At 64.7% G+C, this 26,574-nt stretch carries 22 protein-coding genes; 7 read left to right on the top strand and 15 right to left on the bottom strand.

Features of this window, described 5'->3' with window-relative positions; genetic code table 11:
- Positions 1 to 2: 2 nt before the first annotated feature.
- The 3 genes from atpA to CG51_RS10870 form a co-directional block, all read right to left on the bottom strand.
- Positions 3 to 1,541: a F0F1 ATP synthase subunit alpha gene (gene atpA / locus CG51_RS10880; protein WP_035744890.1), complete on the bottom strand. Its 1,539-nt coding sequence runs from the start codon at positions 1,539 to 1,541 to the stop codon at positions 3 to 5.
- A complete protein-coding gene (locus CG51_RS10875) occupies positions 1,541 to 2,104 on the bottom strand; it encodes a F0F1 ATP synthase subunit delta (RefSeq protein WP_035744887.1) in 564 nt (187 codons plus the stop codon). The genes atpA and CG51_RS10875 overlap by 1 nt, the downstream gene beginning before the upstream one ends.
- A gap of 231 nt (positions 2,105 to 2,335) precedes the next feature.
- Positions 2,336 to 3,094 (bottom strand): methyltransferase domain-containing protein, encoded by a 759-nt coding sequence (locus CG51_RS10870; protein ID WP_035744885.1) that lies wholly within the window; start codon positions 3,092 to 3,094, stop codon positions 2,336 to 2,338.
- A 66-nt stretch (positions 3,095 to 3,160) separates the two neighbouring features.
- Between CG51_RS10870 and gloB the strand changes: the two genes are divergently transcribed.
- Together gloB and clpA are read left to right on the top strand one after the other, a co-directional pair.
- The gene (gloB, locus tag CG51_RS10865; protein ID WP_035744883.1) at positions 3,161 to 3,931 is read left to right on the top strand and encodes a hydroxyacylglutathione hydrolase; all 771 of its coding nucleotides are present in this window, start codon (positions 3,161 to 3,163) and stop codon (positions 3,929 to 3,931) included.
- A 202-nt stretch (positions 3,932 to 4,133) separates the two neighbouring features.
- A complete protein-coding gene (clpA, locus tag CG51_RS10860) occupies positions 4,134 to 6,482 on the top strand; it encodes an ATP-dependent Clp protease ATP-binding subunit ClpA (RefSeq protein WP_035744880.1) in 2,349 nt (782 codons plus the stop codon).
- A gap of 347 nt (positions 6,483 to 6,829) precedes the next feature.
- Here the strand turns inward: clpA and CG51_RS10855 are convergent, their stop codons facing one another.
- From CG51_RS10855 to cyoA, 9 genes are all read right to left on the bottom strand, one after another.
- Positions 6,830 to 8,344: a peptidoglycan -binding protein gene (locus CG51_RS10855; protein ID WP_035744878.1), complete on the bottom strand. Its 1,515-nt coding sequence runs from the start codon at positions 8,342 to 8,344 to the stop codon at positions 6,830 to 6,832.
- The gene (locus CG51_RS10850; protein WP_233141254.1) at positions 8,344 to 9,459 is read right to left on the bottom strand and encodes a biopolymer transporter ExbB; all 1,116 of its coding nucleotides are present in this window, start codon (positions 9,457 to 9,459) and stop codon (positions 8,344 to 8,346) included. The genes CG51_RS10855 and CG51_RS10850 overlap by 1 nt, the downstream gene beginning before the upstream one ends.
- Positions 9,460 to 9,639: 180 nt before the next feature.
- Positions 9,640 to 10,197, bottom strand: a complete 558-nt coding sequence (locus tag CG51_RS10845) for a response regulator transcription factor (protein WP_035744874.1) — start codon at positions 10,195 to 10,197, stop codon at positions 9,640 to 9,642.
- The gene (locus CG51_RS10840; RefSeq protein WP_198947667.1) at positions 10,136 to 11,479 is read right to left on the bottom strand and encodes an ATP-binding protein; all 1,344 of its coding nucleotides are present in this window, start codon (positions 11,477 to 11,479) and stop codon (positions 10,136 to 10,138) included. The genes CG51_RS10845 and CG51_RS10840 overlap by 62 nt, the downstream gene beginning before the upstream one ends.
- Positions 11,476 to 12,255: an SURF1 family protein gene (locus tag CG51_RS10835; RefSeq protein WP_233141255.1), complete on the bottom strand. Its 780-nt coding sequence runs from the start codon at positions 12,253 to 12,255 to the stop codon at positions 11,476 to 11,478. Before CG51_RS10835 ends, CG51_RS10840 begins: the two co-directional genes overlap by 4 nt.
- Positions 12,252 to 12,665, bottom strand: coding sequence for a cytochrome o ubiquinol oxidase subunit IV (cyoD, locus tag CG51_RS10830; RefSeq protein WP_035744872.1), 414 nt, complete (start codon positions 12,663 to 12,665; stop codon positions 12,252 to 12,254). Before cyoD ends, CG51_RS10835 begins: the two co-directional genes overlap by 4 nt.
- Positions 12,662 to 13,291 carry a cytochrome o ubiquinol oxidase subunit III gene (gene cyoC / locus CG51_RS10825; RefSeq protein ID WP_035744870.1) on the bottom strand — a complete coding sequence of 210 codons (630 nt, stop codon included), beginning with the start codon at positions 13,289 to 13,291 and terminating at the stop codon, positions 12,662 to 12,664. Before cyoC ends, cyoD begins: the two co-directional genes overlap by 4 nt.
- Positions 13,292 to 13,309: 18 nt before the next feature.
- Entirely contained in the window at positions 13,310 to 15,307 is a 1,998-nt protein-coding gene (cyoB, locus tag CG51_RS10820; protein ID WP_088233526.1) for a cytochrome o ubiquinol oxidase subunit I, read from the bottom strand.
- Between the two features lie 14 nt (positions 15,308 to 15,321).
- Complete coding sequence (gene cyoA / locus CG51_RS10815; RefSeq protein ID WP_233141256.1) at positions 15,322 to 16,506, bottom strand: ubiquinol oxidase subunit II; 1,185 nt, start codon at positions 16,504 to 16,506, stop codon at positions 15,322 to 15,324.
- A 220-nt stretch (positions 16,507 to 16,726) separates the two neighbouring features.
- Here cyoA and CG51_RS10810 point away from each other — a divergent pair, with 220 nt between their 5' ends.
- Entirely contained in the window at positions 16,727 to 18,061 is a 1,335-nt protein-coding gene (locus tag CG51_RS10810) for an MFS transporter (protein WP_035744868.1), read from the top strand.
- An 87-nt stretch (positions 18,062 to 18,148) separates the two neighbouring features.
- Here the strand turns inward: CG51_RS10810 and CG51_RS10805 are convergent, their stop codons facing one another.
- On the bottom strand, positions 18,149 to 19,813 hold the full coding sequence (locus tag CG51_RS10805) for a thiamine pyrophosphate-binding protein (protein ID WP_035744865.1): 1,665 nt from the start codon (positions 19,811 to 19,813) through the stop codon (positions 18,149 to 18,151).
- 248 nt (positions 19,814 to 20,061) lie between these two features.
- Positions 20,062 to 21,099, bottom strand: coding sequence for an NAD(P)/FAD-dependent oxidoreductase (locus tag CG51_RS10800; RefSeq protein WP_035744862.1), 1,038 nt, complete (start codon positions 21,097 to 21,099; stop codon positions 20,062 to 20,064).
- Positions 21,100 to 21,167: 68 nt separating this feature from the next.
- Here CG51_RS10800 and mnmC2 point away from each other — a divergent pair, with 68 nt between their 5' ends.
- Together mnmC2 and CG51_RS10790 are read left to right on the top strand one after the other, a co-directional pair.
- Positions 21,168 to 21,854 carry a tRNA (5-methylaminomethyl-2-thiouridine)(34)-methyltransferase MnmC2 gene (gene mnmC2 / locus CG51_RS10795; RefSeq protein WP_035744859.1) on the top strand — a complete coding sequence of 229 codons (687 nt, stop codon included), beginning with the start codon at positions 21,168 to 21,170 and terminating at the stop codon, positions 21,852 to 21,854.
- A gap of 18 nt (positions 21,855 to 21,872) precedes the next feature.
- The gene (locus CG51_RS10790; protein WP_051930423.1) at positions 21,873 to 22,787 is read left to right on the top strand and encodes a DMT family transporter; all 915 of its coding nucleotides are present in this window, start codon (positions 21,873 to 21,875) and stop codon (positions 22,785 to 22,787) included.
- Between the two features lie 223 nt (positions 22,788 to 23,010).
- Here the strand turns inward: CG51_RS10790 and CG51_RS10785 are convergent, their stop codons facing one another.
- Entirely contained in the window at positions 23,011 to 24,966 is a 1,956-nt protein-coding gene (locus CG51_RS10785) for a lytic transglycosylase domain-containing protein (RefSeq protein WP_084695144.1), read from the bottom strand.
- A 145-nt stretch (positions 24,967 to 25,111) separates the two neighbouring features.
- Between CG51_RS10785 and dapA the strand changes: the two genes are divergently transcribed.
- Both dapA and smpB read left to right on the top strand, forming a co-directional pair.
- Entirely contained in the window at positions 25,112 to 25,984 is an 873-nt protein-coding gene (gene dapA / locus CG51_RS10780; protein ID WP_035744857.1) for a 4-hydroxy-tetrahydrodipicolinate synthase, read from the top strand.
- Between the two features lie 105 nt (positions 25,985 to 26,089).
- Positions 26,090 to 26,563 carry an SsrA-binding protein SmpB gene (gene smpB, locus CG51_RS10775; RefSeq protein ID WP_035744969.1) on the top strand — a complete coding sequence of 158 codons (474 nt, stop codon included), beginning with the start codon at positions 26,090 to 26,092 and terminating at the stop codon, positions 26,561 to 26,563.
- Positions 26,564 to 26,574 lie beyond the last annotated feature (11 nt).

Raw genomic sequence — 26,574 nt, 5'->3', positions numbered from 1 at the left:
CCTTAAGCGAAGTCTTTGGCAAATTCAGTGATCGCGGCCTTGATCTTGGCTTCGAGCTCGTCCTTCACCTTGCGGTCGTTGACGGTGATGTCGTCGAGCAGCGCGCGGTGATTGGTGCGCAGATGGCCCAGCAGGCCCTTCTCGAAGGCACCGACTTTGCCAACCGGGATCGAATCGAGGAAGCCATGCGTCCCCGCATAGATCACGCAGACGATCTCCGCGTTGGTCAGCGGCGAATACTGCGGCTGCTTCATCAGCTCCGTCAGGCGGGAACCGCGGTTCAGCAGCTTCTGCGTGGAAGCATCGAGGTCGGAGCCGAACTGGGCGAAGGCAGCCATTTCCCGATACTGCGCGAGTTCCAGCTTCACCGGGCCCGCGACCGATTTCATGGCATTGGTCTGGGCGGCCGAGCCGACGCGCGACACCGAGAGGCCGGTGTTCACCGCCGGGCGGATGCCCTGGTAGAACAGTTCCGTCTCAAGGAAGATCTGACCGTCGGTGATGGAGATCACGTTGGTCGGGATATAGGCCGACACGTCGCCCGCCTGGGTTTCGATGATCGGCAGCGCCGTCAGCGAACCGGCGCCGAACGCGTCCGACATCTTCGCCGAGCGTTCCAGCAGGCGGGAGTGGAGATAGAACACGTCGCCCGGATAGGCTTCGCGTCCCGGCGGACGGCGCAGCAGCAGCGACATCTGACGGTAGGAAACGGCCTGCTTGGAAAGGTCATCATAGATGATGAGGGCGTGACGGCCGTTGTCGCGGAAGAACTCCGCCATCGCAGTCGCCGAATAGGGCGCGAGATACTGCATCGGCGCGGGATCGGAAGCGGTCGCCGCGACGACGATCGTGTATTCGATCGCACCGCTCTCCTCGAGCTTCTTCACCAGCTGCGCCACGGTCGAGCGCTTCTGCCCGATGGCAACGTAGATGCAGTAGAGCTTCTTGGATTCGTCGGAACCGGCAGCCTCGTTATAGGACTTCTGGTTCAGGATGGTGTCGAGCGCCACGGCGGTCTTGCCCGTCTGACGGTCACCGATGATGAGCTCCCGCTGACCCCGGCCGATCGGGATCATCGCGTCGATCGCCTTGAGGCCGGTGGCCATCGGCTCGTGCACGGACTTCCGCGGAATGATGCCGGGAGCCTTCACATCGGCCACGCGACGCTCTGAGAAGTTCAGCGCGCCCTTGCCGTCGATCGGATTGCCGAGACCATCGAGCACGCGGCCCAGCAGCCCCTCGCCCGCGGGAACGTCCACGATGGATTTCGTGCGTTTTACGGTGTCGCCCTCGCGGATACCGCGGTCGTCACCGAAGATCACGATACCGACGTTGTCGACTTCGAGGTTCAGCGCCATCCCCTGGATGCCGCCGGGAAACTCGACCATCTCCCCCGCCTGCACATTGTCGAGGCCATAGACACGGGCAATCCCGTCGCCAACCGACAGGACGCGGCCGATCTCCGCCACTTCGGCTTCTTGGCCGAAATTCTTGATCTGCTCTTTGAGGATCGCGGAGATCTCAGCAGCTTGGATACCCATTATCCGACCTCTTTCATTGCATTCTGGAGTGCCGAGAGCTTCGAGCGGACCGAGGTGTCGATCATCTTCGAGCCCAGCATGACGACAAGACCACCGATGAGCGTTTCATCTATGGTCGTATTGATCAGAACCTTGCGCCCTTCCGCCTTGGCGGTGAGCACGGTTTCGAGACGTTGCACCTGATCCTCAGTGAGCGGCTGGGCGGAAATCACCTCAGCGGTCACCTCGTTCTTGGCGCGCTTGATCATGTCCCGAAGCTCGGTCACGAACTCGGGCAGCACGAACAACCGCCGGTGATCCGCCATGAGACCCAACGTGCGCGACATCACATCCGTGAGACCGGCCTTGCCCGCGACGGCCATCACCGCATTCTTCTCCGCATCGCGCGAGTAGAGGGGCGAGGTAATCATGGTTCGGAAATCAACGCTTTCCTTGAGAATCGCGTCGAGAGTGCCGGCATCGGCCTCCAACGCATCAAGCGCGTTCTGCTCTTGTGCCAGTTCGAAGACGGCCGTCGCATAGCGCGCGGCGATACCGTATGAAATCGAAGCAGGTTCGGCCACGTCCACCCTTCCGATGCTGTGACCCCTCACCGGCGCAGTGCGGGAAAAGCACGCGGGTCCGGGGCCGTCCAAGGCGCACGCACGGCGCGGCCCAAATCCGGGGTTGCGTGTAGCAGACCCCTTCCGCGCTCGCAACCGTGTTGGGCCGAAGGAGATACCCACAAAAGGCTTATTTCGTGCCTTTAGCGCCAACATCTGGCAAGGTTGCCACAGCTCTGTGCAACCTGTGACTTAAGCGGGCTCTGCGCCCGCGACCGGACCGGGCTGGGTTGCCCCCTCCAGCACGCGCAGCGGCCGACGGACCATCTGCCGTAGGCCAGGACGGGTGGGAGCGTAAACCTGCTTGGATGCCTCCACGATATGCACGCCGCCCGAAAAGACGGACGAAAGCCGCCGCCCGGTTCCCTCCCAGAAGTCTGAAGTGCGCAACCAGAATCGCCGGGGAGATGGAGGCGTGTAGAGCGAGGTGACGTAGCGTTCGGGAGTGAAAGCGTGGCGCTTGAGCTGCACCTCCAGTTGCCGGAGCGAATAGGGGCGACCGAAACCGAAGGGGGTCGAATCCGTCCGGGACCACATGCCGGAGCGGTTGGGCACGACGAAGATCGCACGCCCCCCCGCCCCCAGCACCCGCCAGCATTCCTCCAGAAGCTCGGACGGATAGTCCGTCGTCTCCAGCCCGTGCAGAAGGAAGAGCTTGTCCGCGATGCCGGTGGGGAGCGGCCACTGCGTCTCCTCGCAAAGCACGGAGACATTCGCTTCCCCCCGGGGCCAGGACATCACCCCCTGCTGACCTGGCATAAGTGCGACAATCCGACGCGCCTTACCCATGTAGGGTCGCAGGAGCGGTGCCGGAAAGCCGAATCCCACCACCGTTTGGCCCTGAGCCTCCGGCCAGAGTTCCAGGAAGCTCTGCCGCAGGCTGCGCTGAGCCACCCGGCCGAGGCCGGTGCGGTAATAGAAATTACGCAGTTCTAGCGCGTCCAGGTGCATTGTTTCCGCAGTATCAGCGATTAGCTTGGCCATGACCGCAAGATAGCCGAGCCACAAGGAAACACCATGACCCTCGACATCGTCACAATCCCCTGCCTAAGCGACAATTACGCCTACCTGCTGCATGACGCCGCGACCGGAGACACCGCCGTAGTGGATGTGCCGGAAGCGGCGCCGATTCTCCGCGCCCTTGAAGAGCGGGGTTGGCAGCTGTCCACGATCCTGCTTACCCACCACCACCCCGATCACGTTCAGGGGGTCGATGAGCTTCGGGCGGCCACCAATGCGCGTGTAATCGGCGCTGCCGCCGACCGCCACCGCCTCCCCGCCCTCGACATCGCGGTGACGGAGGGCGACACGGTTCGTGTCGGTGGAGAAGAGGGCCGGGTGATCGACGTCTCCGGACATACCGTGGGACATGTCGCATTCCATTTTCCGCAGACGGGGGCGCTCTTTTCCGCGGACAGCCTCATGGCCTGCGGTTGCGGCCGGCTTTTCGAGGGAACACCCGCGATGATGTGGAAAAGCCTGACGAAGCTCATATCGCTGCCGCCGGAAACGCGCGTTTATTCCGGTCACGAATACACGACCGGCAACATCGCGTTTGCGCTAACCATTGAACCTGAGAACGGAATGCTTAGATCGCGAGAGACCGAGGTGGCGGCTCTGCGTGCGCGAATGCAACCGACCGTACCCTCGACGCTCTCGGAAGAACTCGCAACCAATCCTTTCCTGCGGCCCGGCGAGGCTGGCATCAGACGCAAGCTCGGGTTCGAGAGCGATGCAGAAGATGCGGAAGTTTTTGCCGAAATCAGGCGCAGAAAGGACGCATTCTGAGCGATTCCGGGACGACCGGTCATCCGGTCGGAACATGGGAGGAGCCTTTCCGATCACATTTGTCGCAACTGCGCGGGGATCGGGCGGAATCTCACAGAAAAAACTTGAAGCGCGGCCTCGAACACCGAACTTTAAGGATATGGGGACACGGTTGGAGCGGGGTCCGCCCCACCTCCGACCCTCAAGGACAGGAGCACGGCCCGTGCCTTCTTTTTCGACCACCCTCGAGCAAGCAATCCATGCTGCGCTGGCGCTGGCCAACGCGCGGCGCCACGAACTCGCAACGCTGGAGCACCTCTTGCTGGCGTTGATCGACGAACCCGACGCCTCCCGGGTGATGAGGGCCTGCAGTGTTGATCTTGAGGAACTCCGCCGGACGCTCACCGACTTCATCGACGACGATCTTTCTACGCTCGTGACCGATATCGAAGGCTCGGAGGCGGTGCCGACCGCGGCCTTCCAGCGTGTGATCCAGCGAGCGGCCATCCATGTCCAGTCCTCCGGGCGGACAGAAGTGACAGGGGCGAATGTTCTGGTCGCGATCTTTGCCGAACGCGAATCGAACGCGGCCTTCTTCCTGCAGGAGCAGGACATGACCCGTTACGACGCGGTCAACTTCATCGCCCATGGCGTGGCCAAGGATCCTTCCTTCGGCGAGACACGCCCCATCACCGGAACCAGCGATCATGAGGAGGAACAGAACACGTCGTCCCAATCCGGTTCCACCTCGGGGAATTCCGGGGGTGAGTCGCGCGAATCCGCGCTTGCGAAATACTGTGTTGACCTGAACGCCAAGGCGCGGAAGGGCGATGTCGATCCGCTGATCGGCCGGGAGGGGGAAGTCGAGCGCTGCATCCAGGTGCTCTGCCGACGCCGCAAGAACAACCCGCTTCTCGTCGGGGACCCCGGAGTTGGCAAGACCGCTATCGCCGAAGGACTCGCCTGGAAGATCGTCGAAGGAGAGACGCCTGACATTCTGGCTTCCGCCACGATCTTCTCGCTCGATATGGGCGCGTTGCTCGCCGGAACCCGCTACCGCGGGGATTTCGAGGAGCGGCTGAAGGCCGTGGTCAAGGAGATGGAAGATCACCCCGACGCGATCCTGTTCATCGACGAGATCCATACCGTAATCGGCGCGGGCGCCACCTCCGGCGGCGCGATGGATGCTTCCAACCTGCTGAAACCCGCGCTTCAGGGCGGGCGGCTGCGTTGCATGGGCTCTACCACATACAAGGAGTTCCGCCAGCATTTCGAGAAGGACCGGGCGCTGTCGCGGCGGTTCCAGAAGATCGACGTGAACGAGCCCTCCGTGCCCGACACGATCAAGATCCTCATGGGCCTGAAACCCTACTTCGAGGAGCATCATGACATCCGCTATACCGCGGATGCGATCAAAACGGCCGTTGAGCTCTCCGCGCGTTATATCCATGACCGCAAACTGCCCGACAAGGCGATCGACGTGATCGACGAGGCAGGTGCCGCCCAGCACCTGCTGCCCGAGTCACGCCGCCGCAAGACGATCAGCGCCAAGGAGATCGAGGCCGTCGTGGCAAAGATCGCCCGTATCCCCCCGAAAAGCGTCTCCAAGGACGATGCGGAAGTGCTGCGCGACCTGGAAAAGACCCTCAAGCGCGTGGTCTTCGGTCAGGACAAGGCGATCGAGGCACTGTCCTCCGCGATCAAGCTGGCCCGCGCGGGCCTGCGGGAGCCGGAGAAGCCTATCGGCAACTACCTGTTCGCGGGTCCGACCGGTGTCGGCAAGACGGAGGTGGCCAAACAGCTCGCCAATACACTTGGCGTCGAATTGCTGCGCTTCGACATGTCGGAATATATGGAGAAACATGCGGTTTCCCGGCTGATCGGCGCGCCTCCGGGCTATGTCGGCTTCGATCAGGGTGGCATGCTGACCGATGGCGTGGACCAGCACCCGCATTGCGTGCTGCTTCTGGACGAGATGGAGAAGGCGCACCCGGATGTCTACAACATCCTGTTGCAGGTGATGGATCACGGCAAACTCACCGACCACAATGGTCGGCAGGTGGACTTCCGCAACGTGATCCTGATCATGACCTCGAACGCCGGGGCCTCGGAGCAGGCGAAGGCGGCCATCGGCTTCAATCGCGAGCGTCGGGAAGGGGAAGATACGGCAGCCATCGAGCGGACCTTCACGCCGGAATTCCGCAACCGACTGGATGCAGTGATTTCCTTCGCACCGCTGCCGCGCGAGGTGATCCTGCAAGTCGTCGAAAAGTTCGTTCTGCAGCTCGAAGCCCAGCTGATGGATCGTGGCGTGCATATCGAACTTACGCCAGCCGCCGCCGACTGGCTGGCGGAAAAGGGTTACGACGACAAGATGGGCGCCCGCCCGCTCGGTCGGGTGATTCAGGAGCACATCAAGAAGCCGTTGGCGGAGGAGTTGCTCTTTGGTCGGCTCGCCAAGGGTGGAGTGGTCAAGATCGCGGTCAAGGACGACACCATCTCCTTGGAGATCGAGGAGCCGTCGCGCCCCCGGCTCACAGGCAACAAGCCGCCGCTTCTGACAGCGGAATAAGCCCGATCAATGAAAGGCCCCGCTGCGCAGCGGGGCCTTTTTCTTTGCTGAGTTTGGAAGGGTGCTGACAAGTCCTGAAATTTAATGCTCCGCAAATCGGAAATCGACTTCAGGACGACCAGAACCGTGTGAATTCCCGGCTGAATATCTTTGGATTGCGGACGATCACCCCTCAACGCAGACCTGAAAGCCTTTTTCATTAGGTCGTGGAGATGCCTGAATCTCCCTTGGCACGGTTCCGCAGGGCGACACCGTGCCCCAGCGGGATGCGAGTGGGAGAAATGTCATTCTGTTGCTGGCGCGCGCCTCCACACGCCGGCACCGCAAAGCGAAGCTCGCCCTCTGGCTCAACGCTCGGTGAGTTTCAACTCGATCCGGCGGTTCTGCGCCCGCGCTTCTGGTGAATTGCCGCTCGCCACAGGACGAAATTCACCAAATCCCGTCGCGGCCAGACGTTCCGGTGGAAATCCGAGATCGTTGACCATGTAGCGCACCACCGACAGCGCCCGTGCTTGGCTCAGCTCCCAGTTGTCGCGAAACTGTCCCGTCCCTGAAAGCGGCGTATCGTCGGTATGGCCGTCCACCCGGAGGATCCAGTCGATGCCCGGCGGGATTTCATGCGAGACATCCTTCAGAATCGATGCAACTCTCGCGATCTGCGAGCGTCCTTCGGGTGCCAGGGTATCCGAACCTGGCTGGAACAGAACTTCTGAGGAGAAGACGAAGCGATCCCCCACAATGCGAACACCGGCTCTCCCCTGCAGAACATCGCGCAGCTTGCCGAAGAATTCCGAGCTGTAGCGTTCCAGTCGTTCGGCTTCCGCCGCAAGCCGGGCCCGCTCCGCCGCTTCGAGTTCAGCCCGCCGCCGCTGCTCTTCAGCGACCTGTGCCAGCGCGACATTGAGCTGCCCACCGAGCGTTTCGATACGCACATCCGCCTCACGCGTCTTCTCCCCGGAGGCATCGAGCACGGCCTGCAAGGAGCCGAGTTGTGCGCGCAACGCCGCCACCTGTTCATTCAGGGCGGCAACCCGGCGGGCATCCTCAGCTCCCTGCGCCTGCTGGCCTGCGAGCGCCGAGTTGGCGGCGGCAAGCAGGCCCGCGCGCCGCTCGGCTTCGGTGAGTTCCCGGGTCGCCTCCGCCGTTGCCGCGTCGCGTGCAGCTTCCGCGGCGGCGAGCAGGGTCAGGGTTTCCTCTGCCCGTTTGCGCTGCTCCTCAAGTGCGAGCGTCATGGCCGTCAGTTCCGCATCGGCGCTCTTCAACCGCTCACGAAGCGCCGCGGCGGCCTCCGACTCCGTCAGTCGTTGGACTTCCGCCTCCGAGAGGCGCGCCGCATCCGCCTCTCCCTTTGCCCGAAGATCGGCAACAAGCGCCTCTAGCGCCTCCCGCCGGGCAGCCGCCAGCCGGGCGGCCTCCTGCCCCGCATCGACCTCCTGCCGGGCCTCGGCGAGCGCAAGGTTCAACGCTTCCTGCGCGGACAGAAGCTCCCGCTTCTCTCCCTCCACCGTTGCGAGAGAGGTCTGCGCCTGATCCCGCGCGGCGATCAAAGCGGCGACCTGCGCCTCGAAGTCGGTGATGCGGCCGGTCGCGGCATCCAGCGCCCCTTGCCGCTCCGCCAGCGTACCTTCAAGCACCTGTCCCCGGCGTTCGGAAACGTTGAGCGCGCGCGACAGCTGGGCCACTTCGCCCGTCAGCGCCTCCAGCTCCGAATCCTGGCTGCTGACCCGATCCTGCAACACGAACATCACGATCATGAAGATCGACAGCACGAACATGATGACCATGAGGAGCGAGGTCATCGCGTCCACGAAACCCGGCCAGACGTTGGTTTCAAATCGTGTGCGCCCGCGCGAGAACGCCATCACCCCCTCCGCTGGTCGGAGCCCAGACCCCGCACCGCCGATGCGAGTGCGGCAAGGTCGCTGCGGAGATCATAGAGCGTCTCCTGCCGCCCCGCGGACAATTCTTCGAGAATCTTCAGAAGCTGCACATCCATGGACCGCAGCCGCATACGGCTTTCGGCATCCAGCGCGCCGGTTTCCTCACGCTGGGCAAGGGCGCCGACCAGCCGCTCCTGCCCCTCCGTCAACCGGGTGAGCGCGCCCATCGTGCCCGCCTCCCCCTCCAGCTTGCGGGTCAGGCGATCCACGGATTCGGCCAGCAGCCCGATACGTTGGTCAAGCAGGCTCCGCCGCTGCTCCGCCTGTGCGTAAAGCTGGGTCAGTGCGTCCATCTGGTCGGACAGATGGTCGATCAGTCCCCCCACAGCCTCCTGACTTATGGACCCGTCATCGCCAGAGGCAATACCGATGCGCGTCATGGAGGAGAGCCAGTCCTCAAGCTCGCTGTAAAAGCGGTTCTGTCCGTGGCTGGCGAAGATCTCCAGAAGCCCGATGACCAGCGATCCGGACAGGCCGAGCAGCGAGGATGCGAACGCCGTCCCCATCCCACCAAGCTGCGAGTTCAGCCCCTGCATGAGCCGGCCGAACACTGCGAGGCTTTCCTCCCCCGGCTGGGGGCTGAGTGCGCCGATGGTCCGCACGACCGCGGGAACCGTGGTGGCGAGGCCGAAGAAAGTGCCGAGCAACCCCAGAAAGATCAGCAGGTTGCCAAGATAGCGAGTGATGTCCCGCATCTCCTCCATCCGCGCGCCGACCGATTCCAGAATGGAGCGCGCGGAGGTTGAAGAGAGCTGAAGCCGCCCCGCCCCCGGCGTGCGCTGCCCCAGAAGCGTGGCAAGCGGCACCAGCAGTTTCGGCGGGCGGGAGGCGACGTAGCCCGGGCGGTTGTGCGCAAATCCCTCGATCCAATTCACCGCCGCCATGAGCTGACCCACCTGCCAGAAGCAGGCCACAACCCCGACGAGGAACACGAACAGGATGGAGCCGTTCAGCCAGACATTCGCCCGGAAGACCTCCGACACCTCCCGGTGGATCATCCATGCACCCGCTGCGACCAGCAGCAGGGCGATGACCATGAACAGAACCTGCCGAACCGGCTGGGAAAAAACGGTATCAACCTCTCGGGCCGGGCGGTTCATTGCAATCCGTTCACATGACGTTCGATTTCGAGGGAGAATGACGTGCGCGACCCGCGATGCCAACAGGCAAGACGGCCGATGCCACGGGCGACCACGCCGCCGTTGCAGAATAGCCGGTCAGCGAACCTGACGCTTCTCCAGCTTGCGCGCCAGCGTCCGGCGATGCATCCCCAACCGCCGCGCGGTTTCCGAGATGTTGAATCCCGTCGCGACCAGCGTTTCGTGGATGCGTTCCCATTCCAGTGTCTTGATGGAGGAGGGCTGGGTGGACAACTCCACCCCCGGATCCCCCGTTCCCCGTACGAAGGCATCAAGGATTTCATCGGTGTTCGCGGGCTTCGTCAGATAGTGGCAGGCGCCCAGTTTGATCGCTTCGACCGCTGTCGCGATGCTGGCGAAACCGGTGAGGACGACGATCTGCATCTCCGGGTCACGGCGATGAAGGTGATCGACGCAGACAAGGCCCGAGCCGCCAGAAAGCTTGAGATCCACCACGGCGCGGGCGGGCCGATGCGCGGCGAGCACCTGCTCAAGATCCTCCATCCCGTGTGAATGGAAGACGGTCATGCCGCGCCGTTCCAGCGATTTCTTCAGGGTCGCCGCAAAATCGGGGTCATCCTCGATCAGAAGGATCGTCTCCTCCGTCCCACTCCCCGTCTGACCAGTCTCCGTCATTGTCATCCTCGTCCTCGGCGCTGAGGAGATGCAGGGGCAACCGCAACGTCACTTCCGCCCCGCCCTCCGGCCGGTTCCCGGCGGATACCGATCCGCCGAGCTTGCGTATGGCGTTCACCACGAGAAACAATCCCAGGCCACGCCCCTGCCGTCCCTTGGTGCTTTGATAGGGACGACCGAATTCGTCAAGCATCCGCGATGAAAAACCCGGACCGCGGTCCATGACACGAAGGAGCAGCATCGCCCCTTCCCGCCGCACATCGAGCCCCACCCAATCTGGCGACGCCTCCACCGCGTTGTCGAGAACGTTCATCACGATCTGCCGAAGCGTCGTATCGGATACGATGCCGACATCTTCGCCGAAATCGTTGTGACGCTCCAGCATGACGCCGGGATGCGCGGATTGCCAGTCGCGCGAGATGCGGGCAACGAAGCTGTGAACGGTGGTCAGCTCCGTCCCCTCGCCCCGCGCGGCGCCGGAGGTCATCAGGATACCGGTGATGATCGCCTTGCAGCGATCGACCGAGCTGCGCATCGTCTCGATCTCCTGCCGGAGTTCGGGATCGTCGGAGAGCTTCGGCATCCGCCGCCAGTCCCCCAGAATGACGGAGATGGAGGCAAGGGGCGTTGAGAGCTCATGCGCCGCGCCGGAGGCCAGCAAGCCCATGCGGACGATGTGGTCCTCTTCCGCCGCCTGCTGGCGAAGGCGGGCCACGCGGGCATCGCTCTGCCGCAGGTTCGCTGCCACCCGCGTCAGGAAGGCGACGACGAGTACCGCGTCCAGCGTCAGGCCGACGAACATGCCCGCGACATAAAGCTTGAAGAAGGACGGCCCGTCCGGGGGCAATACCAGCGGCCGGTGAAGCACGATCAGCAGCGCAAAGAGGCAGCTCGTCAGCGCGACAAGGAACCATCCTGCAGGGGGCCGGAGCATCATCGCTCCCAGCGCCACCTGTACCACGTAAAGCGTGACGAAGGGATTGCTGGCCCCCCCGCTCAGGGCGAGCTGCGCCGTCAGCGCCAGCACGTCGAGCGTCAGAGCCATGAACACCACGCGGCCCCGCACACGCTCCGCCCGGCGGAGCCAGAGGATGGTCGCTGCGTTCAGCAGGACGAGACAGGCCACGACCGCCGACATAGGCACGAGCGGCAGTTGTACCCGCAGGAACCAAGCGGCAAAGGAGATGGCGACGATCTGGCCCGCTACGGCGATCCAGCGAAGCTGGATCAGCAGCCACATGTTCTTGCGCGTGGTGGGCGGGCTCTCTGCCGGCGGCCTCACGCCCGCCTCCGCCTTCCGGCTTCATGCCGCAGCACGAATATCGTGCAACCCGCCGTTCCGATCGCCAGCGCGAACCACGTCAGCGCATAGCTGAGATGGTTGTCCGGGAAGCTCACCACTGTCAGGCCGCCGACCGGCAGGCCGCCGGGGTTTGGCGTGGCGTCGGCGTCGATGAAGTAGGGGGCAACCGCGCCGCTCAGGCCGCGGGCCACCGCAATGGCCGTCACGTCGCGCGAATACCAGCGGTCGCCCGCCGGATCGTTGGACCGCAGGAACCCTCCCCCCGGTTCGGTCATTCGCAAAAGGCCTGTAACCGTGGTGCTGCCCGCGACCTCTCCCTGCTTCCGGCTGGCCGCGTCCCGCCGGTCGGAGGGAACGAAGCCCCGGTTCACCATGACCGTGAAGCCTTGGTCGGTCGCAAGCGGGGTCAGCACCCAGAAGCCTCCACCCAGAGCGGTCAGCGCCTGGACAAGCGTCTCGCGACTGTGGTCGAAGGTGCCGGTGACCGTCACTCGGCGGTATTCATCCGTATCCGCGCCGATAGGCCAGGCTTCCGGCCCAGGTGCCGCGACAGGAGCGGCATGGATGCGGGCATCCACTCGCGCCACAAGGTCATGCTTCCACGCCCGCCGCTCCACCTGCCACCAGCCAAGCGCGATGAGGCACACTGTCAGCACGAGACCGATGGTGGCGATCACTACCATCCGCAATGGCGAACGGGGCGCCCTTTCGGTATCGCCCCGCCCCGGTTCCACGTCATGACCCCTGACGGTCACATCGTGCTCATGTTGTGCATCTCCGGCATCATGTTCGTGTTCAGGTGGTACATCACCCACAGCGAACCGGAGAGCGTGATGATCACCAGAATAAGGGTGAAGATCAGCGCCAGCAGCGTCCAGCCCCCCTGCGACCGGGTATTCATATGCAGGAAGTAGATCATGTGAACCACGATCTGCACCACGGCAAAGGCCATGATGACAATGCCGGTCGTCCGCGGATTGGGGATCACCTCGCCCATCACCAGCCAGAACGGGATCGCCGTCAGGATGACCGACAGGATGAAGCCGGTCATGTAGGATCCGAACGAGCCGTGATCCTCCTCCTCATCCGGGTGATCGTGGAGGTGCTGCTGGTGCGAACCCTGCGTCGCATGCGCGGTATGGAGAGGCGTGTAGTCTTTGCTCATCTCAACATCCCCATGAGGTAAACGAAGGTGAAGACCCCGATCCAGATCACGTCGAGGAAGTGCCAGAACATCGACAGGCAGGTGAGCCTGCGACGGTTCGCGGCGATCAGCCCCTTCCGGCGCACCTGCGTGACCAGCACCACCAGCCAGATCAGGCCGATGAACACGTGAAGACCGTGGGTTCCGACCAAGGCATAGAAGGATGACAGGAAGGCCGACCGCTGCGGCCCCGCACCAAGGTGGATCATGTGGTGGAACTCGTAGAGTTCGATGCACAGGAAGGCCAGCCCGAACAGTCCGGTCACGATCAGCCAGTTGATGACATGCCGGCTGTGCCCCTTCACCATGGCCAGCATCGCGAAGCCGTAGGTGATGGAGGAGAACAGCAGCATGGACGTGTTCAACGCCACCAGCGGCAGGTCAAACAGGTCGCGCGGCCCCGGCCCGCCGGCGAAGTTACCGCCGAGCACGCCGAAGCAGGCAAAGAGCACCGCGAAGATCAGGCAGTCGCTCATCAGGTAGATCCAGAAGCCGAGCATAGTGCTCGCGCCTTCAGGATGCTCATGCGGGTCGAGATCGAAGAACTCTGGCACCTCGCCCGCGATGTTTGCAGTCATGGTTGTCATGGAACTGTCTCTCCAGGCTCAGGCTCGGGCGAGCTGCCGCGTCCGGTCCGCTTCCGTCGTGCTGACGTGCGTGGCGGGAATGGTGAAGGTCTGGTCGTAGCGGAAGCTGTTGGCGATCGCGACCCAGAACACCCCGACGAGGCAGAGTGCAGCCAGCCACCAGATATACCAGATCATCGCCAGACCGAGCACGGTGCTGAGCCCCGCGATGATGATGCCCGCCCCCGTGTTGCGGGGCATCAGGATATCACGGAACCCTTCGACCGGGCGGCGGTAGCCCGCTTCTTTCATGTCCCACCACGCGTCGAGATCGCGCACGACCGGCTGGAAAGCGAAGTTGTACTCCGGCGGTGGCGAAGAGGTCGCCCACTCCAGCGTGCGCGCGTTCCAAGGGTCGCCCGAAACGTCGCGAAGCTGGTCGCGCCGCAGGATGGAGACCCCGAACTGGATGAACATCGTCAGGATGCCGAGGGCGATGAGCGCCGCACCGACTGCTGCGATCTGGAACCAGATCTGCAGCGAGGGGTCCTCGAACACCCGCATCCGCCGTGTCACCCCCATGAGGCCGAGAATATAGAGTGGCGTGAAGGCGATCCAGAAGCCCGGCACCCAGCACCAGAAGGATACCTTGCCCCAGAACGGGTCGAGCTTGAAGCCGAAGGCCTTTGGCCACCAGAAGTTCATCGCCGCGAACAGGCCGAAGAGCACGCCGCCGATGATCACGTTGTGGAAGTGCGCAACGAGGAACAGGGAGTTGTGCAGCACGAAATCCGCCGGCGGCACGGCCAGAAGCACGCCCGTCATCCCGCCGATCACGAAGGTCAGCATGAAGGCGATGGACCACATCATCGGCAGCTCGAACCGGATCCGTCCCTTGTACATGGTGAACAGCCAGTTGAAGATTTTCGCGCCCGTCGGGATGGAAATGATCATCGTGGTGATCCCGAAGAAGGAGTTCACCGACGCGCCCGACCCCATGGTGAAGAAGTGGTGAAGCCACACGAGGTAGGACAGGATCGTGATGACCACCGTCGCATAGACCATGGACGTGTAGCCGAAGAGCCGCTTGCCGGAGAAGGTCGACACCACCTCGGAGAACACGCCGAACAGCGGCAGGATCAGAATGTAGACCTCCGGGTGGCCCCAGATCCAGATCAGGTTCACATACATCATGGCGTTGCCGCCGAGATCGTTGGTGAAGAAGTTCGTCCCCACGTAACGGTCGAGGGTCAGCAGCGTCAGCACTGCCGTCAGCACCGGAAAAGCCGCCACGATCAGCACGTTGGTGCAGAGCGAGGTCCAGGTGAACACCGGCATCTTCATCATCGTCATACCAGGCGCGCGCATCTTCACGATGGTCGCGATCAGGTTGACGCCCGAGAGCAATGTTCCCACCCCCGCGACCTGAAGGCCCCAGATGTAGTAATCCACCCCGACCCACGGGCTGTAGGTAATTCCGGACAAGGGAGGATAGGCCAGCCAGCCGGTCTGCGCATATTCACCCACGAAAAGCGACACCATGGTGATGATCGCGCCGCCTGCCGTCATCCAGAACGAGAAGTTGTTCAGGAAAGGGAAAGACACGTCCCGCGCGCCGATCTGCAGCGGCACGACATAGTTCATCAGTCCCGTGACCATCGGCATGGCCACGAAGAAGATCATGATGACCCCGTGCGCGGTAAAGATCTGGTCGTAGTGGTGGGCGTTGAGATAGCCTTCCGACCCGCCGAAGGCCATGGCCTGCTGGATCCGCATCATCACCGCGTCGGCAAATCCGCGCACGAACATGACGAGGCCGAGGATCATGTACATGATCCCGATCTTCTTGTGGTCCACCGTGGTGAACCATTCCCTCCAGAGATAGCCCCACAGCTTGAAATAGGTGAGCGCGCCGAGCAGCGCGACCCCGCCTATCGCCACCGCGACAAAGGTCGCGACGACGATGGGCTCGTGCAACGGCAGGGCCTCCCAGGTGAGGCGGCCGAAGATGAATTCGGAGAGCGGCATACCAAACATCGGTCAGTCCTGTCTCAGAGTGCGGAGGGGCGGGCGGCGTCCGCCTCCGCTTGCGAAGTGGGCGCCGTGAACGGCAGGAGCGAGGGCTGCGTCAGACCGTGCCCGCGGAACGGCGTCCGGGTGCGGACCTGTTCGGGCAGTTCGGCTGCAGCCAGCGGGCCTCCGAAGGCGAGCTTGGAGTCTTCCACGGTGCAGAAGGTCTCCACAAACGAAGGCAGGCCACCGAAGACCGTCGCCTGACGGATCGGTCCGTCGGCGTCGAAGGGACGGACGTTCAGTGTTCCGGCCAGACCCGCCCCGCCTCTTGCGTCGATGGAGGCCATTTCATTCATGCACATCCGACCCGGCTCCACGCACATGTTGAGGATCAGGCGATAGAGATCGGCGTCGACCGACTGGTAATGCGTGGCGGGATTGTTCTCGCTGGGTTTGACCAGCTCGAGATAGGTCGCACGGTCAAGCGTCTGGCCGCTTTCGCGCACCTGCTGGACCCACTGATCGTAACCGGCGTCGTCAAGCCCATGGAAAGCGAATCGCATGTGGGAGAAGCCGTGACCGCTGTAGTTGGCGGAGAACCCCTCAAATTCGCCGGCATGGTTGATGACGGCGTTGAGCTGCGTCTGCATCCCGGGCATCGCGTAGATCATGCCCGACAGGGCCGGAATGTAGAAGGAGTTCATCACGGAGGTGGCGGTGATCTTGAAGCGGATCGGCCGGTCCACCGGCGCGGCGAGCTCGTTCACCGTGGCGATCCCCTCTTCGGGATAGATGAACAGCCATTTCCAGTCCATCGCCACGACCTGCACCTCCAACGGCCGGTGATCGGCGGCAAGCGGCCTGTCCTTGTCGAGCCGGTCGAGCGGTCGGTAGGGATCCAGCAGGTGCGTGCCGACCCATGTCAGCGCACCGAGGCAGATGATGATGAGCAGCGGAGCCGCCCAGATGACGAGTTCGAGCTGGGTCGAGTGATCCCAGTCTGGCTTGTACTCCGCTTTCCGGTTCGATTCGCGGTATTTCCACGCAAAGAAGATCACCAGCACCATCACCGGAATGATGATGAGCAGCATGAGCAGCGTGGAAATGACAAGCAGGTCCCGCTGCCGCATCGCAATATCGCCCGCCGGTGACAGTACCACCGGCTTGCACGCTGCGAGGAGGAGCGGAACGAGGATAAGGGGGACGAGGCGCGCTGGTTTCACGGGCTTTCCCATCATCTGGCAAGGAAACTAGGGGGCAGTCCGGCTGGGCCGGAAGATCGGGCGTTGGATTAAAGGCTCTGCCGCAGGTGTGACATTGGACAATTTGCCCAATGCCGCAGGTGCAGCCGTCGGCTCTATAGAGACGCCGCCCCGTGCCAGTGGCGCGGAGTGCGCTATCATGCACAACTTATATCAGATGCAGGAAGAGGCGAGGTCCAGCATGAGCAGCACCGCAGCCACGGGAACGCCGGAGACGACGGCGGAACGCGACGCCCGCGCCATCCACAAGGATGGCAGCCACGACGTCTCGCCCAATGAAATCGCCATCGGCGTTATAATCGGCCGGATGTCGGAATTCTTCGACTTCTTCGTCTATTCCATCGCCTCCGTGCTGGTCTTTCCGGCGGTTTTCTTTTCCTTCGCCGATCCGCTGACGGGCACGCTGCTGTCCTTTGCGGTTTTCGCGCTGGCCTTTGTCGCGCGTCCGATCGGCACGATCCTCTTCATCCAGATCGACCGTGCCTGGGGGCGAGGAGCGAAGCTCACGCTTGCGCTGTTCCTGCTCGGAACGGCAACCGTCTGCATCCCGCTGATTCCCGGCTTTGCCACCATCGGCTACTGGTCGATCCTGTTCCTCGCCGCCTTCCGCTTCCTGCAGGGGATCGCGCTCGGCGGAGCATGGGACGGACTGTCCTCGCTGCTCGCAATGAACGCGCCTCCCGGCAAGCGGGGCTGGTATGCTATGCTGCCGCAGCTTGGCGCACCACTCGGACTGATCGTGGCATCCGCGCTGTTCGCCTATCTGGTGCTCAGCCTCTCCACCGAGGACTTCCTGAGCTGGGGCTGGCGCTATCCGTTCTTCGTCGCTTTCGCGATCAACGTCGTGGCCCTGTTCGCCCGCCTGCGCATCGTGGTGACGCCGGAGTACGAGCGTCTGTTCGAAAGCCGTGACCTGCAACCCGCACCGGTCGGCAATACGCTGAGCGCGGAGGGGCCCCGGATCGTTCTTGGGATCTTCACCCCGCTCGCGAGCTTTGCGCTCTTTCACATGATGACGGTGTTCCCGCTGTCCTACGTATTCCTCTACACGGAGGAGCCGCCGGCGGACTTCCTCATCATCCAGGTCATCGCGGCCGTGGTGGGGGTCGGTGCCGTCCTCCTGTCGGGCATGCTGTCGGACAGGATCGGCCGGGGCAACCTGCTCGCGCTCGCCGCCATCGGTATTGCGGTGTTCAGCATCCTGGCGCCGGCCTTCCTTGGCGGAGCCGAGACGGGGGAGCTGATCTACATGATCGTGGGATTCGCGCTGCTCGGCCTGTCCTTCGGCCAGTCTTCCGGCGCGACGGCAGCTCGGTTCGATCCGACCTATCGCTACACCGCGTCGGCCCTGACATCCGATCTTGCCTGGCTCTTCGGCGCGGGCTTCGCGCCGCTGGTCGCACTCGCCTTGGTACATTGGTTCGGCCTGTGGTCGGCGGGCGCCTATCTGCTCTCCGGCGCGATCTGCACGCTGGTGGCGCTCCGGGCGAACCGGCAGCTCGAATTCAAGAACTGAGCATCTGGCCTTTCGAAAGCATCTGGCCTTCCGCAAAGAAGAAGGGCCGCTCCCCGGAGCGGCCCTTCTTCTTTTTTTCGCGTGAGATCACCCCTTGTGCGCCGCCTCGCCCTGCGCCCGCGTCTGCGCCAGCGTCGCACCGGCCGAGAGCGCCTCTGGATCCAGCGCGAGTTCGATCATCGCAGGCTTGCCAGAGGCCACCGCACGTTCAAAGGCAGCGGGGAAATCCTCCGTCCGCTCCACGCGCTCACCATGCCCGCCATAGGCCCGCGCCAGTGCCGCGAAATCAGGCGAGGCGAGGCGCGTCCCGCTGACCCGTCCCGGATACGTCCGCTCCTGATGCATGCGGATTGTGCCGTATTGGCCGTTGTTGGCGACGATGGTGATCGGGGTCGCGCCATGCTGCATGGCGGTGGAGAACTCGTTCAGCGTCATCTGGATGTCGCCGTCGCCCGCCACGCAGACCACCCGCCGTCCCGGATGTTCGAGCGAGGCGGAGATCGCCGCCGGAAACCCATAGCCCATACTGCCCGATGTCGGCGCCAGTTCCGTGGGGAAGCCGCGATAGCTGTAGTAGCGATGCAGGAAGGCTGCGAAGTTGCCTGCGCCATTGGTCAGGATCGCATCGTCGGGGAGCGTTTCGGCGAGCCAGCCGATCACCTTTTCCATCTTTACCGCGCCGGGGGTTTCCTTTGGCTGGATCCAGCCCTCGAAATCCGCGCGGAGCGCCTTGGTCCAGCCGGCCCGCACCGGGTTCGGGACCGCGTTCTGCCGGGCCAGGGCGGCGATCATCGCGGGCGCCGTCGCGACGATTGCGACATCCGGCCGCCAGACGTGGCCGAGTTCGTCGGGATCGGGATGGATATGCACGATCCGAGTTCCCGGCGCGGCCGGATCGAGCAGCGTGTAGCCATTGGTGGCCGTATCGCCCAGCCGCGAGCCGAGAACGATCAGCAGGTCCGCCTCGCCCAGACGCGCGCCGAGCTTCGGATTCATCCCGACGCCGAGATAGCCCGCATAATGCGAATGGCGGTTGTCGAGCCTGTCCTGCCGCCGGAAGGAAGTGGTCACCGGCAGGTTCTGCGCCTCCGCGAACCGGGCGAGATCCGCCGCCGCCTGAGCCGACCATTGCGGCCCCCCGACGACGAGCAGCGGGCGCTCCGCCCCCTCCAGCGCCGCCATCACGGCCGCCACATCCGCCTCCGCGACCGTAGTCGCGCGCGGTTCGGCAGGGGCCAGATCAGGTACATCCGCATGGCAGGCCAACACATCCTCCGGCAAAGCCAGCACCACCGGTCCGGGCCTGCCGGAGACGGCGAGCCGGAAGGCGCGGGAGACATATTCCGGGATCCGCTCCGTCTGGTCGATCTCGGAGGCCCATTTCGCCAGCGGGCCAAAGACGGCGCGGTAGTCGATTTCCTGAAATGCCTCCCGGTCACGGTCGCTGCGGGCGATCTGGCCGACAAAGAGGATGAGCGGGGTCGAATCCTGCCGGGCGACGTGAACCCCGGCGGAAGCATTTGTCGCCCCCGGCCCGCGGGTCACGAAACAGACGCCCGGCTCGCCCGTAAGCTTGGCATGGGCCTCCGCCATCATCGCCGCGCCGCCTTCGTGACGGCAGACGATATTCTCGATCCCGCTGTCGTAAAGTCCGTCGAGGACAGCCAGAAAGCTCTCTCCCGGAACGGAGAAGACGCGCGTCACCCCCCGCGCCTTCAGTTGGTCCACAAGGATCTGTCCGCCGTGCCGCATGGGTGCTCCCTTCCGTTCGGGCCGCACAGTGCGACAGCGCGGGCGGGGGGGCAAGTGTCGGAAATGTCTCCTGGCGACGGAAGGGGATAGCCGCCGATGCCGGACTCGCCCTGATCCGCATGAGGAACCTGGCGCGGAGCAAGGGGACGCAGCCCATCCGCCCCGGACCACCTTCAGGCGCGCGCGGCGGCAACATCACAGGCGGCGACATCGACCATGGGCCACCGCTATCCGCCCCGCCAGGCGCCTTACAGGTTGGCCTCGACCCGGAAGCCCGCAGGAATGCCCGCCTCCCGCCCCTCCAGCACGAGGTCCGCCATGACCTCGGCCACCTTGGGGGCGATGCCGAAGCCGATCTTGAATCCGCCATTCGCGATGAAATGGTCCGCCCGCCCCGGCCAGGGTCCGAGCATGGGGGACCGGCTCCGCGCACGCGGCCTTACCCCTGCCCAGCGATGCACCACCGGCGCGCCCTCCAGCGCCGGGCAAAGCCCGACGGCCCGCGCATGCAACTCCGCGAGCGCACCGTCCACCCGGTCGGGCACATCGAACTCCCGTTCGGAAGTGGACCCGACAGCCACCGTTCCATCGGCGTGGGGCACGATATGAACGCCTTCGGTGAACACCTGCGGGCGCTCCGCCGCCGGAAGCGCGAGGGTGAGCGCCTGCCCCTTCACCCCGCCGCCCACCTTCCGGTCCAGCGCCAGGGACAGCGCCGCCAGCCCTGTCCAGCCGGTGGCCCAGACCACCCGGCCATAGGGTGCACCCTCCCGCCGCACATCGCCCCCCCGGGCGATAATCGCATGGGCCAGCGCCTCGCAAGCTGCGGCGGGCAGGATGCGGGCGGTGAGCGTATCCTCCACCACCTCGACCACACCGGGAGGGAGCCAGTCGTCTTCGCCGGCCGAGACAGGGCGCACACGCCAGCTCGCCGCCCCCGCCCAGAGCGCTTCGGTCGTGGTCTCCCGCGTGCGGGCCAGCGTCGCGGCCTCCGTCCTCATGAGCGGCTGGATACGTCCCGTCCGCCCGTAGCCCGGATCGCGGCCGGACGCCCGTGCCACGCCCGCCCACCAGGTCTCCGCCATCAGCAGGCTGTCGAGCTGGAACTGCTTCTTGTCGTTCCACGTCTCCGGCACATGCGGTGCGAGCGCGCCCACCACGCCGCCCGAAGCTCCGGCCCCCACGCCCGAAGGGTCGATCACCCGCACCTTGGCTCCGCGTTCCAGACAGGCCCAGGCGACGGAAAGCCCGAACACGCCCGCGCCGTAAACCGTCACATCCGTCATGCCCGCTCTCCCCGCTTGTGTGTCGTGCCGCTCTGTTCTAGCCCCGGAACAGCCTTGAGGACCATGCCATGCCGCACACACCTTCCGACACGGCCGAGATCGACTGGCGCCACGGCGGCGTGCCGGTCGCCCGCCGCTTCGACGACCCGTATTTCTCGCTGGGCGACGGGCTGGCGGAGACGCGGCACGTTTTCCTTGGCGGCAATGATCTGCCCGCGCGGTTCCACGACGGTTTCCACATCGCAGAGCTGGGATTCGGCACTGGGCTGAACCTGATCGCCACCGTTCTGGCATGGCAGGCGGCGGACCTTCCCGGCAGCTTCCGCTTCACCAGTTTCGAGGCCTTCCCGATGAGCGCGGATGACATGGCCCGCGCGCTCTCCGCCTTCCCGGAAGCCGCGGGCATGGCGGAGCCACTGCTCTCGGCGTGGGCGGAGGGAGAGCGCCGATTCCTCCTTGGCCCGGCAGAGGTGGAGATCGTGGAGGGCGACGCGCGAGAGATGCTGCCGCTCTGGCCGGGGCGGGCGGATGCCTGGTTCCTCGACGGCTTCTCCCCCGCCAAGAACCCGGAACTCTGGGATGAGGCATTGATGGCTGCTGTCGCCGCCCACACGTGTCCCGGAGGCACCTTTGCCACGTATACCGCTGCCGGATATGTGCGGCGGGCCTTGCAGGCGGCAGGATTTGCGGTAGAGCGCAGAGAGGGATACGGACGCAAGCGGCATATGACCGCCGGTCGTCTGCTCACACCCTGAAGCGGACGCTGACCAGCCATGGCACAACAGAACACCCGTCTCGGCATCGTGCTGATGATCTGCACGACCTTCGTCTTTGCGGTGCAGGACGGAATTTCGCGCCATCTGGCCGGTGAATACAACGTGCTGATGGTGACGATGATCCGCTACTGGTTCTTTGCCGCTTTCTGCGTGGTGCTGGCATCCCGGATGCCGGGCGGCCTGCGCCGGGCGCTCCGACCCCACTATCCTAAACTCCAGATTCTCCGCGGCCTGCTCCTCGCTTTCGAAATCTGCGTGATGGTGCTGGCATTCACCCTGCTGGGACTGGTGGAGACGCATGCGATCTTTACCGCCTATCCGCTCATCGTCGCGGCCCTCTCCGGCCCGATTCTGGGGGAGAAGGTCGGCTGGCGCCGCTGGGCCGCGATCGCCGTGGGTTTTCTCGGGGTGCTGGTGATCCTGCGGCCCGGACATCACGTCTTTTCGGCCGTGGCGCTTGTCCCGTTCATCTCCGCCACCTCCTTTGCGATCTACGGGCTGCTGACCCGTTACGTCGGCCAGAAGGACAGCGCCGGCGTCAGCTTCTTCTGGACGGGAACGGTGGGCGCCGTGGTGATGACGGTAGTGGGCCTGCCCAACTGGCAACCGATGAGCGCTCTGGACTGGGGGTGGATGCTTCTTCTGTGCTGTGTGGGTGTGCTCTCCCACTACATGTTGATCCGCTGCTATGAGGTGGCGGAGGCGAGCGCGGTGCAGCCCTTTGCCTATTTCCAGCTTCCCTTCGTCGCTGTGATCGGCCTGACGATCTTCGGCGAGACACTGGCATTGAACGTGGTGATCGGTGCGGCCATCGTGGTCGGCGCCGGGCTGTTCACGCTCTGGCGGGAACGGCAGGTGGCCGCGCGGGCCGCCGCCGCGGCACGGGCAGAGGCCGCGATCACCTCCCCCTGAAAGTGGGCGATGGCGCGCGCGGCTCTGCCTGACCCGTGGTCCGGTTTACAGGCGTCATCACGCGGCTGTCCTCCCCGCGCTCGCACCATTCGAAATGCCTTCGAGAGATACCGCCGGCAATGCCACGCCACCTTTGCTCCGGCGACGGCGGACGGCCCCGACCCTGCCGGGAACCGCCTGGACCTGCCGGACCGGACGCCCGTTCCAGCGCAACCTGCCCGCTTTACCGAGACTTCAGATCCGCCGTGGGCCGCAGTTCCACGGTCTTTCCGGCAAGCCGCGCGCGATAGATGGGGAGTGCCTCGGCCACGCGCATCACGTAGTTCCGGGTTTCGGTGAACGGGATGCTCTCGATCCAGTCCACCACGTCCACCTCGCGCGAACGCGGGTCGCCATAGGTCGCAATCCATTCCCTGACCCGCCCGGGACCGGCGTTGTAGCCCGCCGCCAGCAACGCCACTGAACCGCCGAACTCCTCCTGCAAATGCGCGAGATAGGCTGCGCCCATCTGCGCGTTGTAGGTCCAGTCGCTGGTGAGCTTCTGCGGCGCGAAAGCCACACCCAGCTTGCGCGACATCTGCTCGGCGGTGCCGGGCATGACCTGCATGAGCCCGCGCGCGCCGGCAGAGGATACGACGCCCGCGTCGAACTCGCTTTCCCGCCGGGCGATGGATAGCGCAAGAGCGCGCTCCACCGGCAGGTCGAGCCGGGCGAGCTCCATCGTCGGGAAATAGGCGCGCGGCAGAACGATGGAGCGGGAGGCTGCCTCCTTCGCGACCAGCAGGGCGATATTTGGCTCCCCCTTCGCAAGCGCCGCCTCCCCCAGCTGCGCCAACCCCGTCGCATCGAGCGAATCGGCAAGGGCGACGTAGAACCGCTTCGCCTGATCGCGGGCCCCTGCCGCCTGCAGAAGCTCCGCCGCCTGAAACCGCGAATCGCGGGTGAAGGGAGCGCCGCGCCAGTCGGGCACCTTGGCCGTTCCTGCCAGATCGGTCTTCATGGGCTGGCCGATCCGCTCCGCCGCGAGTTGGCCATAGAAGCCGGTCTGAAACTCGGCTGCCAGCGCATAGGCCGCTCCGGCGGCCTTGCGGTCTCCTGCGGCTTCCGCCGCGCGCCCTTCCCAATAGGCTGCGCGCCCGAGACTGATGGGAGAGTTCACTGCCGTCCGCACATTGCGGAAATGGGTCATCGCCTGGCGGGGATTGTTGAGCCGCTGCAGCGCGATATAGCCGGCGAGCCATTCGAGATCGGCGTAATCTGCGCCTTTTGTCAGCCCGTGCTGCGAGGCCAGCCGGTAGGCCAGCTTGGTATCGCCCAGCCGCATCTCCCGCCGTGCAAGCAGCGCCCGCCGCTCCGCCCAGATCTCCGGCCTGCCGAGCGAAGCGGAGCTGCGGTCCAGCCCGTCGAGATACAGGGCCGCTTCCTCATAGCGGCTCTTGCGCATCCGCCAGGCGAACCGTTCCCAGGCAAGACCCGGGTCCGACTGCGCTCTGTCGGGCACCGCGTTGATGAAACCATCCACGCCCGGCAAATCGCGTCGGAGGGCGATCCGCGCGCGCGCCAGCGCCTGCCAGCTCCCGTTGACCAGTGGCAGCATCCGCTCCGCATCCGTAAATCGTTCGCGCCAGAGCATGTTGTCCAGACGCTCGACATTATGCTTGGCCAGCAGTGCAGGCCAGGCAGAGATCAGCGCCGCCTGCTCGCTGTCAGTGAGTGGCAGCTCCCGCCAGGCGCGGGTGACGACCGCCGCTGCCTTGTCCGGCTGTCCCTTGGCCTTCCAGGCCGCGCCGAGTGCCAGCGCCCCCTGCCCGGTCAGCGGGCGCTGCGCCCCGAAGAAACCGATCACCCGATCCGGGTCGGCACCCGGGGGAATGGCCACCTCCCCCCGCCGCCGCACCAGGTCGATCCCGGGCCAGTTGCCGTGCCGCGCCAGAAAGGCGGTATAAGCGCCGAAATTCCCTTCCCCCTGCCGGAGCCTCAGCCATTCGATGATGTCCGCCGCGATGGGGCCGGAGGCCCGTGCGGAAGCCTGCGCCGCGTCCCAGTCCTGTCGCCCGGCGGCGTCGAGCGCGACGGCGAGACGGTTCGCCGGACGCTGCTCCGCCGCGGCCTGGGCAAAGGGCGCGGCAAACGAGGCCAGCAGAAATGCCGCTGCAACAGCGGGGACGAGACGGGACATTTGACGGAACCTGCTTCTTGTTTTGCGCGGAGTGTAGCGATGCGAGAAGCGTCCTCCAACTCACAATAGGGCCAGTTGGCAACCGCTTCCGCGATGATTAAAAGGCGCGCGAAGGAACCGGGCCGGAAGCCCAAGGAGGTGCACGATGTTCAAGGGGTCTCTTCCAGCTCTGGTCACGCCGTTCAAGGACGGAAAGCTTGATCTCGCCACGCTCGAGAGCCTGGTCGAATGGCATATCGCGGAAGGGTCGAGCGGCCTCGTCCCCGTCGGCACCACAGGCGAAAGCCCGACACTCACGCATGAGGAGCACGGCCGCGTCATCGAGGAGGTCGTGCGCATCGCCCGTGGCCGCGTGCCGGTGATCGCGGGTGCCGGCTCCAACGCGACGGCGGAAGGGATCGACCTGATCCGCCACGCGGAAGCCTCGGGCGCCACGGCGGCGCTGGTCGTGACGCCCTACTACAACAAGCCTACGCAGGCGGGCATGGTCGCGCATTTCACGGCGATGCACGACGCCTCCTCCCTGCCGATCATCATCTACAACATCCCCGGACGCTCCGTGGTGGACATGATGCCGGAAACGATGGGCGCGCTTGCAAAGCTGCCGCGGATCGTGGGCGTGAAGGACGCGACCGGCCGGATCGAACGGGTGTCGCTCCAGCGGCAGTTCTGCGGGCCGGACTTCATCCAGCTCTCGGGCGAGGATGCGACGGCGCTCGGCTTCAACGCCCATGGAGGCGTCGGCTGCATCTCCGTCACCGCCAATGTCGCTCCTCGGCTGTGCGCGGAGTTTCAGGCGGCGACGCTCGCCGGCGATTACGCCAAGGCGCTGGAGTATCAGGACAGGCTGATGCCGCTGCATACCGCGATCTTCCTTGAGCCGGGCGTGGCAGGGGCGAAATACGGCCTGTCGCTGCTCGGGCGCTGTGCGGAGGAAGTGCGCCTGCCGCTCACCCCGCTCACCGAGGGCACCAAATCCGCGATCCGCGCCGCGATGGAGCATGCGGGGCTTCTCTGAAGCAGAGTGCGGGACGCATTTCCGCTACGCAATCGGGGGGCTGACCCCCCGATGTGCGGCAAGTGAGTGGACAGGGCCCTCCCTCTCCCCTATCTGACGGCGATCATGGCCCAGAAATCCGATCCCAACTCCAAGCTCATCGCCGAGAACCGCCGCGCGCGGTTCGACTATTTCATCGAGAGCGATCTCGAAGCCGGTATCATTCTGACGGGGTCGGAGGTGAAATCCCTCCGCCGCGGCCAGTCAAACATCGCGGAAAGCTATGCGAATGTGGAGCAGGGGGAGCTGTGGCTCATAAACTCCTACATCGCGGCCTACAAGGAAGCCGGGATCTTCGGACATGAGGAGCGGCGGCGGCGCAAGCTCCTCGTCTCCCGGCGAGAGCTGTCGCGGCTCTGGAACGCCACCGCACGGGAGGGGATGACCATTGTTCCCCTGTCGATGTATTTCAATGACCGCGGGATCGTGAAGCTGAAAATCGGTATCGCCAAGGGCAAGAAGGTCGCCGACAAGCGGGAGACCGAAGCCAAGCGCGACTGGAACCGGCAGAAGCAACGTCTTCTGCGGGACCGGGGCTGACGGAGACACCC

It is taken from the genome of Haematobacter missouriensis (assembly GCF_000740775.1).
In the GTDB taxonomy this organism is placed as follows: Bacteria; Pseudomonadota; Alphaproteobacteria; order Rhodobacterales; family Rhodobacteraceae; genus Haematobacter; species Haematobacter missouriensis.
Note: the sequence above shows the minus strand (reverse complement) of the source record. Positions and strands in the feature narration are given on the sequence as shown.

Coding starts and splice junctions, on each gene's coding strand:
- atpA (WP_035744890.1), bottom strand. CDS start 1,541: ATGGGTATCCAAGCTGCTGAGATCTCCGCGATCCTCAAAGAGCAGATC.
- CG51_RS10870 (WP_035744885.1), bottom strand. CDS start 3,094: ATGCACCTGGACGCGCTAGAACTGCGTAATTTCTATTACCGCACCGGC.
- gloB (WP_035744883.1), top strand. CDS start 3,161: ATGACCCTCGACATCGTCACAATCCCCTGCCTAAGCGACAATTACGCC.
- CG51_RS10855 (WP_035744878.1), bottom strand. CDS start 8,344: ATGGCGTTCTCGCGCGGGCGCACACGATTTGAAACCAACGTCTGGCCG.
- CG51_RS10850 (WP_233141254.1), bottom strand. CDS start 9,459: ATGGTCATCGCCCTGCTGCTGGTCGCAGCGGGTGCATGGATGATCCAC.
- CG51_RS10845 (WP_035744874.1), bottom strand. CDS start 10,197: ATGACGGAGACTGGTCAGACGGGGAGTGGGACGGAGGAGACGATCCTT.
- cyoD (WP_035744872.1), bottom strand. CDS start 12,665: ATGAGCAAAGACTACACGCCTCTCCATACCGCGCATGCGACGCAGGGT.
- cyoC (WP_035744870.1), bottom strand. CDS start 13,291: ATGACAACCATGACTGCAAACATCGCGGGCGAGGTGCCAGAGTTCTTC.
- cyoB (WP_088233526.1), bottom strand. CDS start 15,307: ATGTTTGGTATGCCGCTCTCCGAATTCATCTTCGGCCGCCTCACCTGG.
- CG51_RS10810 (WP_035744868.1), top strand. CDS start 16,727: ATGAGCAGCACCGCAGCCACGGGAACGCCGGAGACGACGGCGGAACGC.
- CG51_RS10805 (WP_035744865.1), bottom strand. CDS start 19,813: ATGCGGCACGGCGGACAGATCCTTGTGGACCAACTGAAGGCGCGGGGG.
- CG51_RS10800 (WP_035744862.1), bottom strand. CDS start 21,099: ATGACGGATGTGACGGTTTACGGCGCGGGCGTGTTCGGGCTTTCCGTC.
- mnmC2 (WP_035744859.1), top strand. CDS start 21,168: ATGCCGCACACACCTTCCGACACGGCCGAGATCGACTGGCGCCACGGC.
- CG51_RS10790 (WP_051930423.1), top strand. CDS start 21,873: ATGGCACAACAGAACACCCGTCTCGGCATCGTGCTGATGATCTGCACG.
- CG51_RS10785 (WP_084695144.1), bottom strand. CDS start 24,966: ATGTCCCGTCTCGTCCCCGCTGTTGCAGCGGCATTTCTGCTGGCCTCG.
- dapA (WP_035744857.1), top strand. CDS start 25,112: ATGTTCAAGGGGTCTCTTCCAGCTCTGGTCACGCCGTTCAAGGACGGA.
- smpB (WP_035744969.1), top strand. CDS start 26,090: ATGGCCCAGAAATCCGATCCCAACTCCAAGCTCATCGCCGAGAACCGC.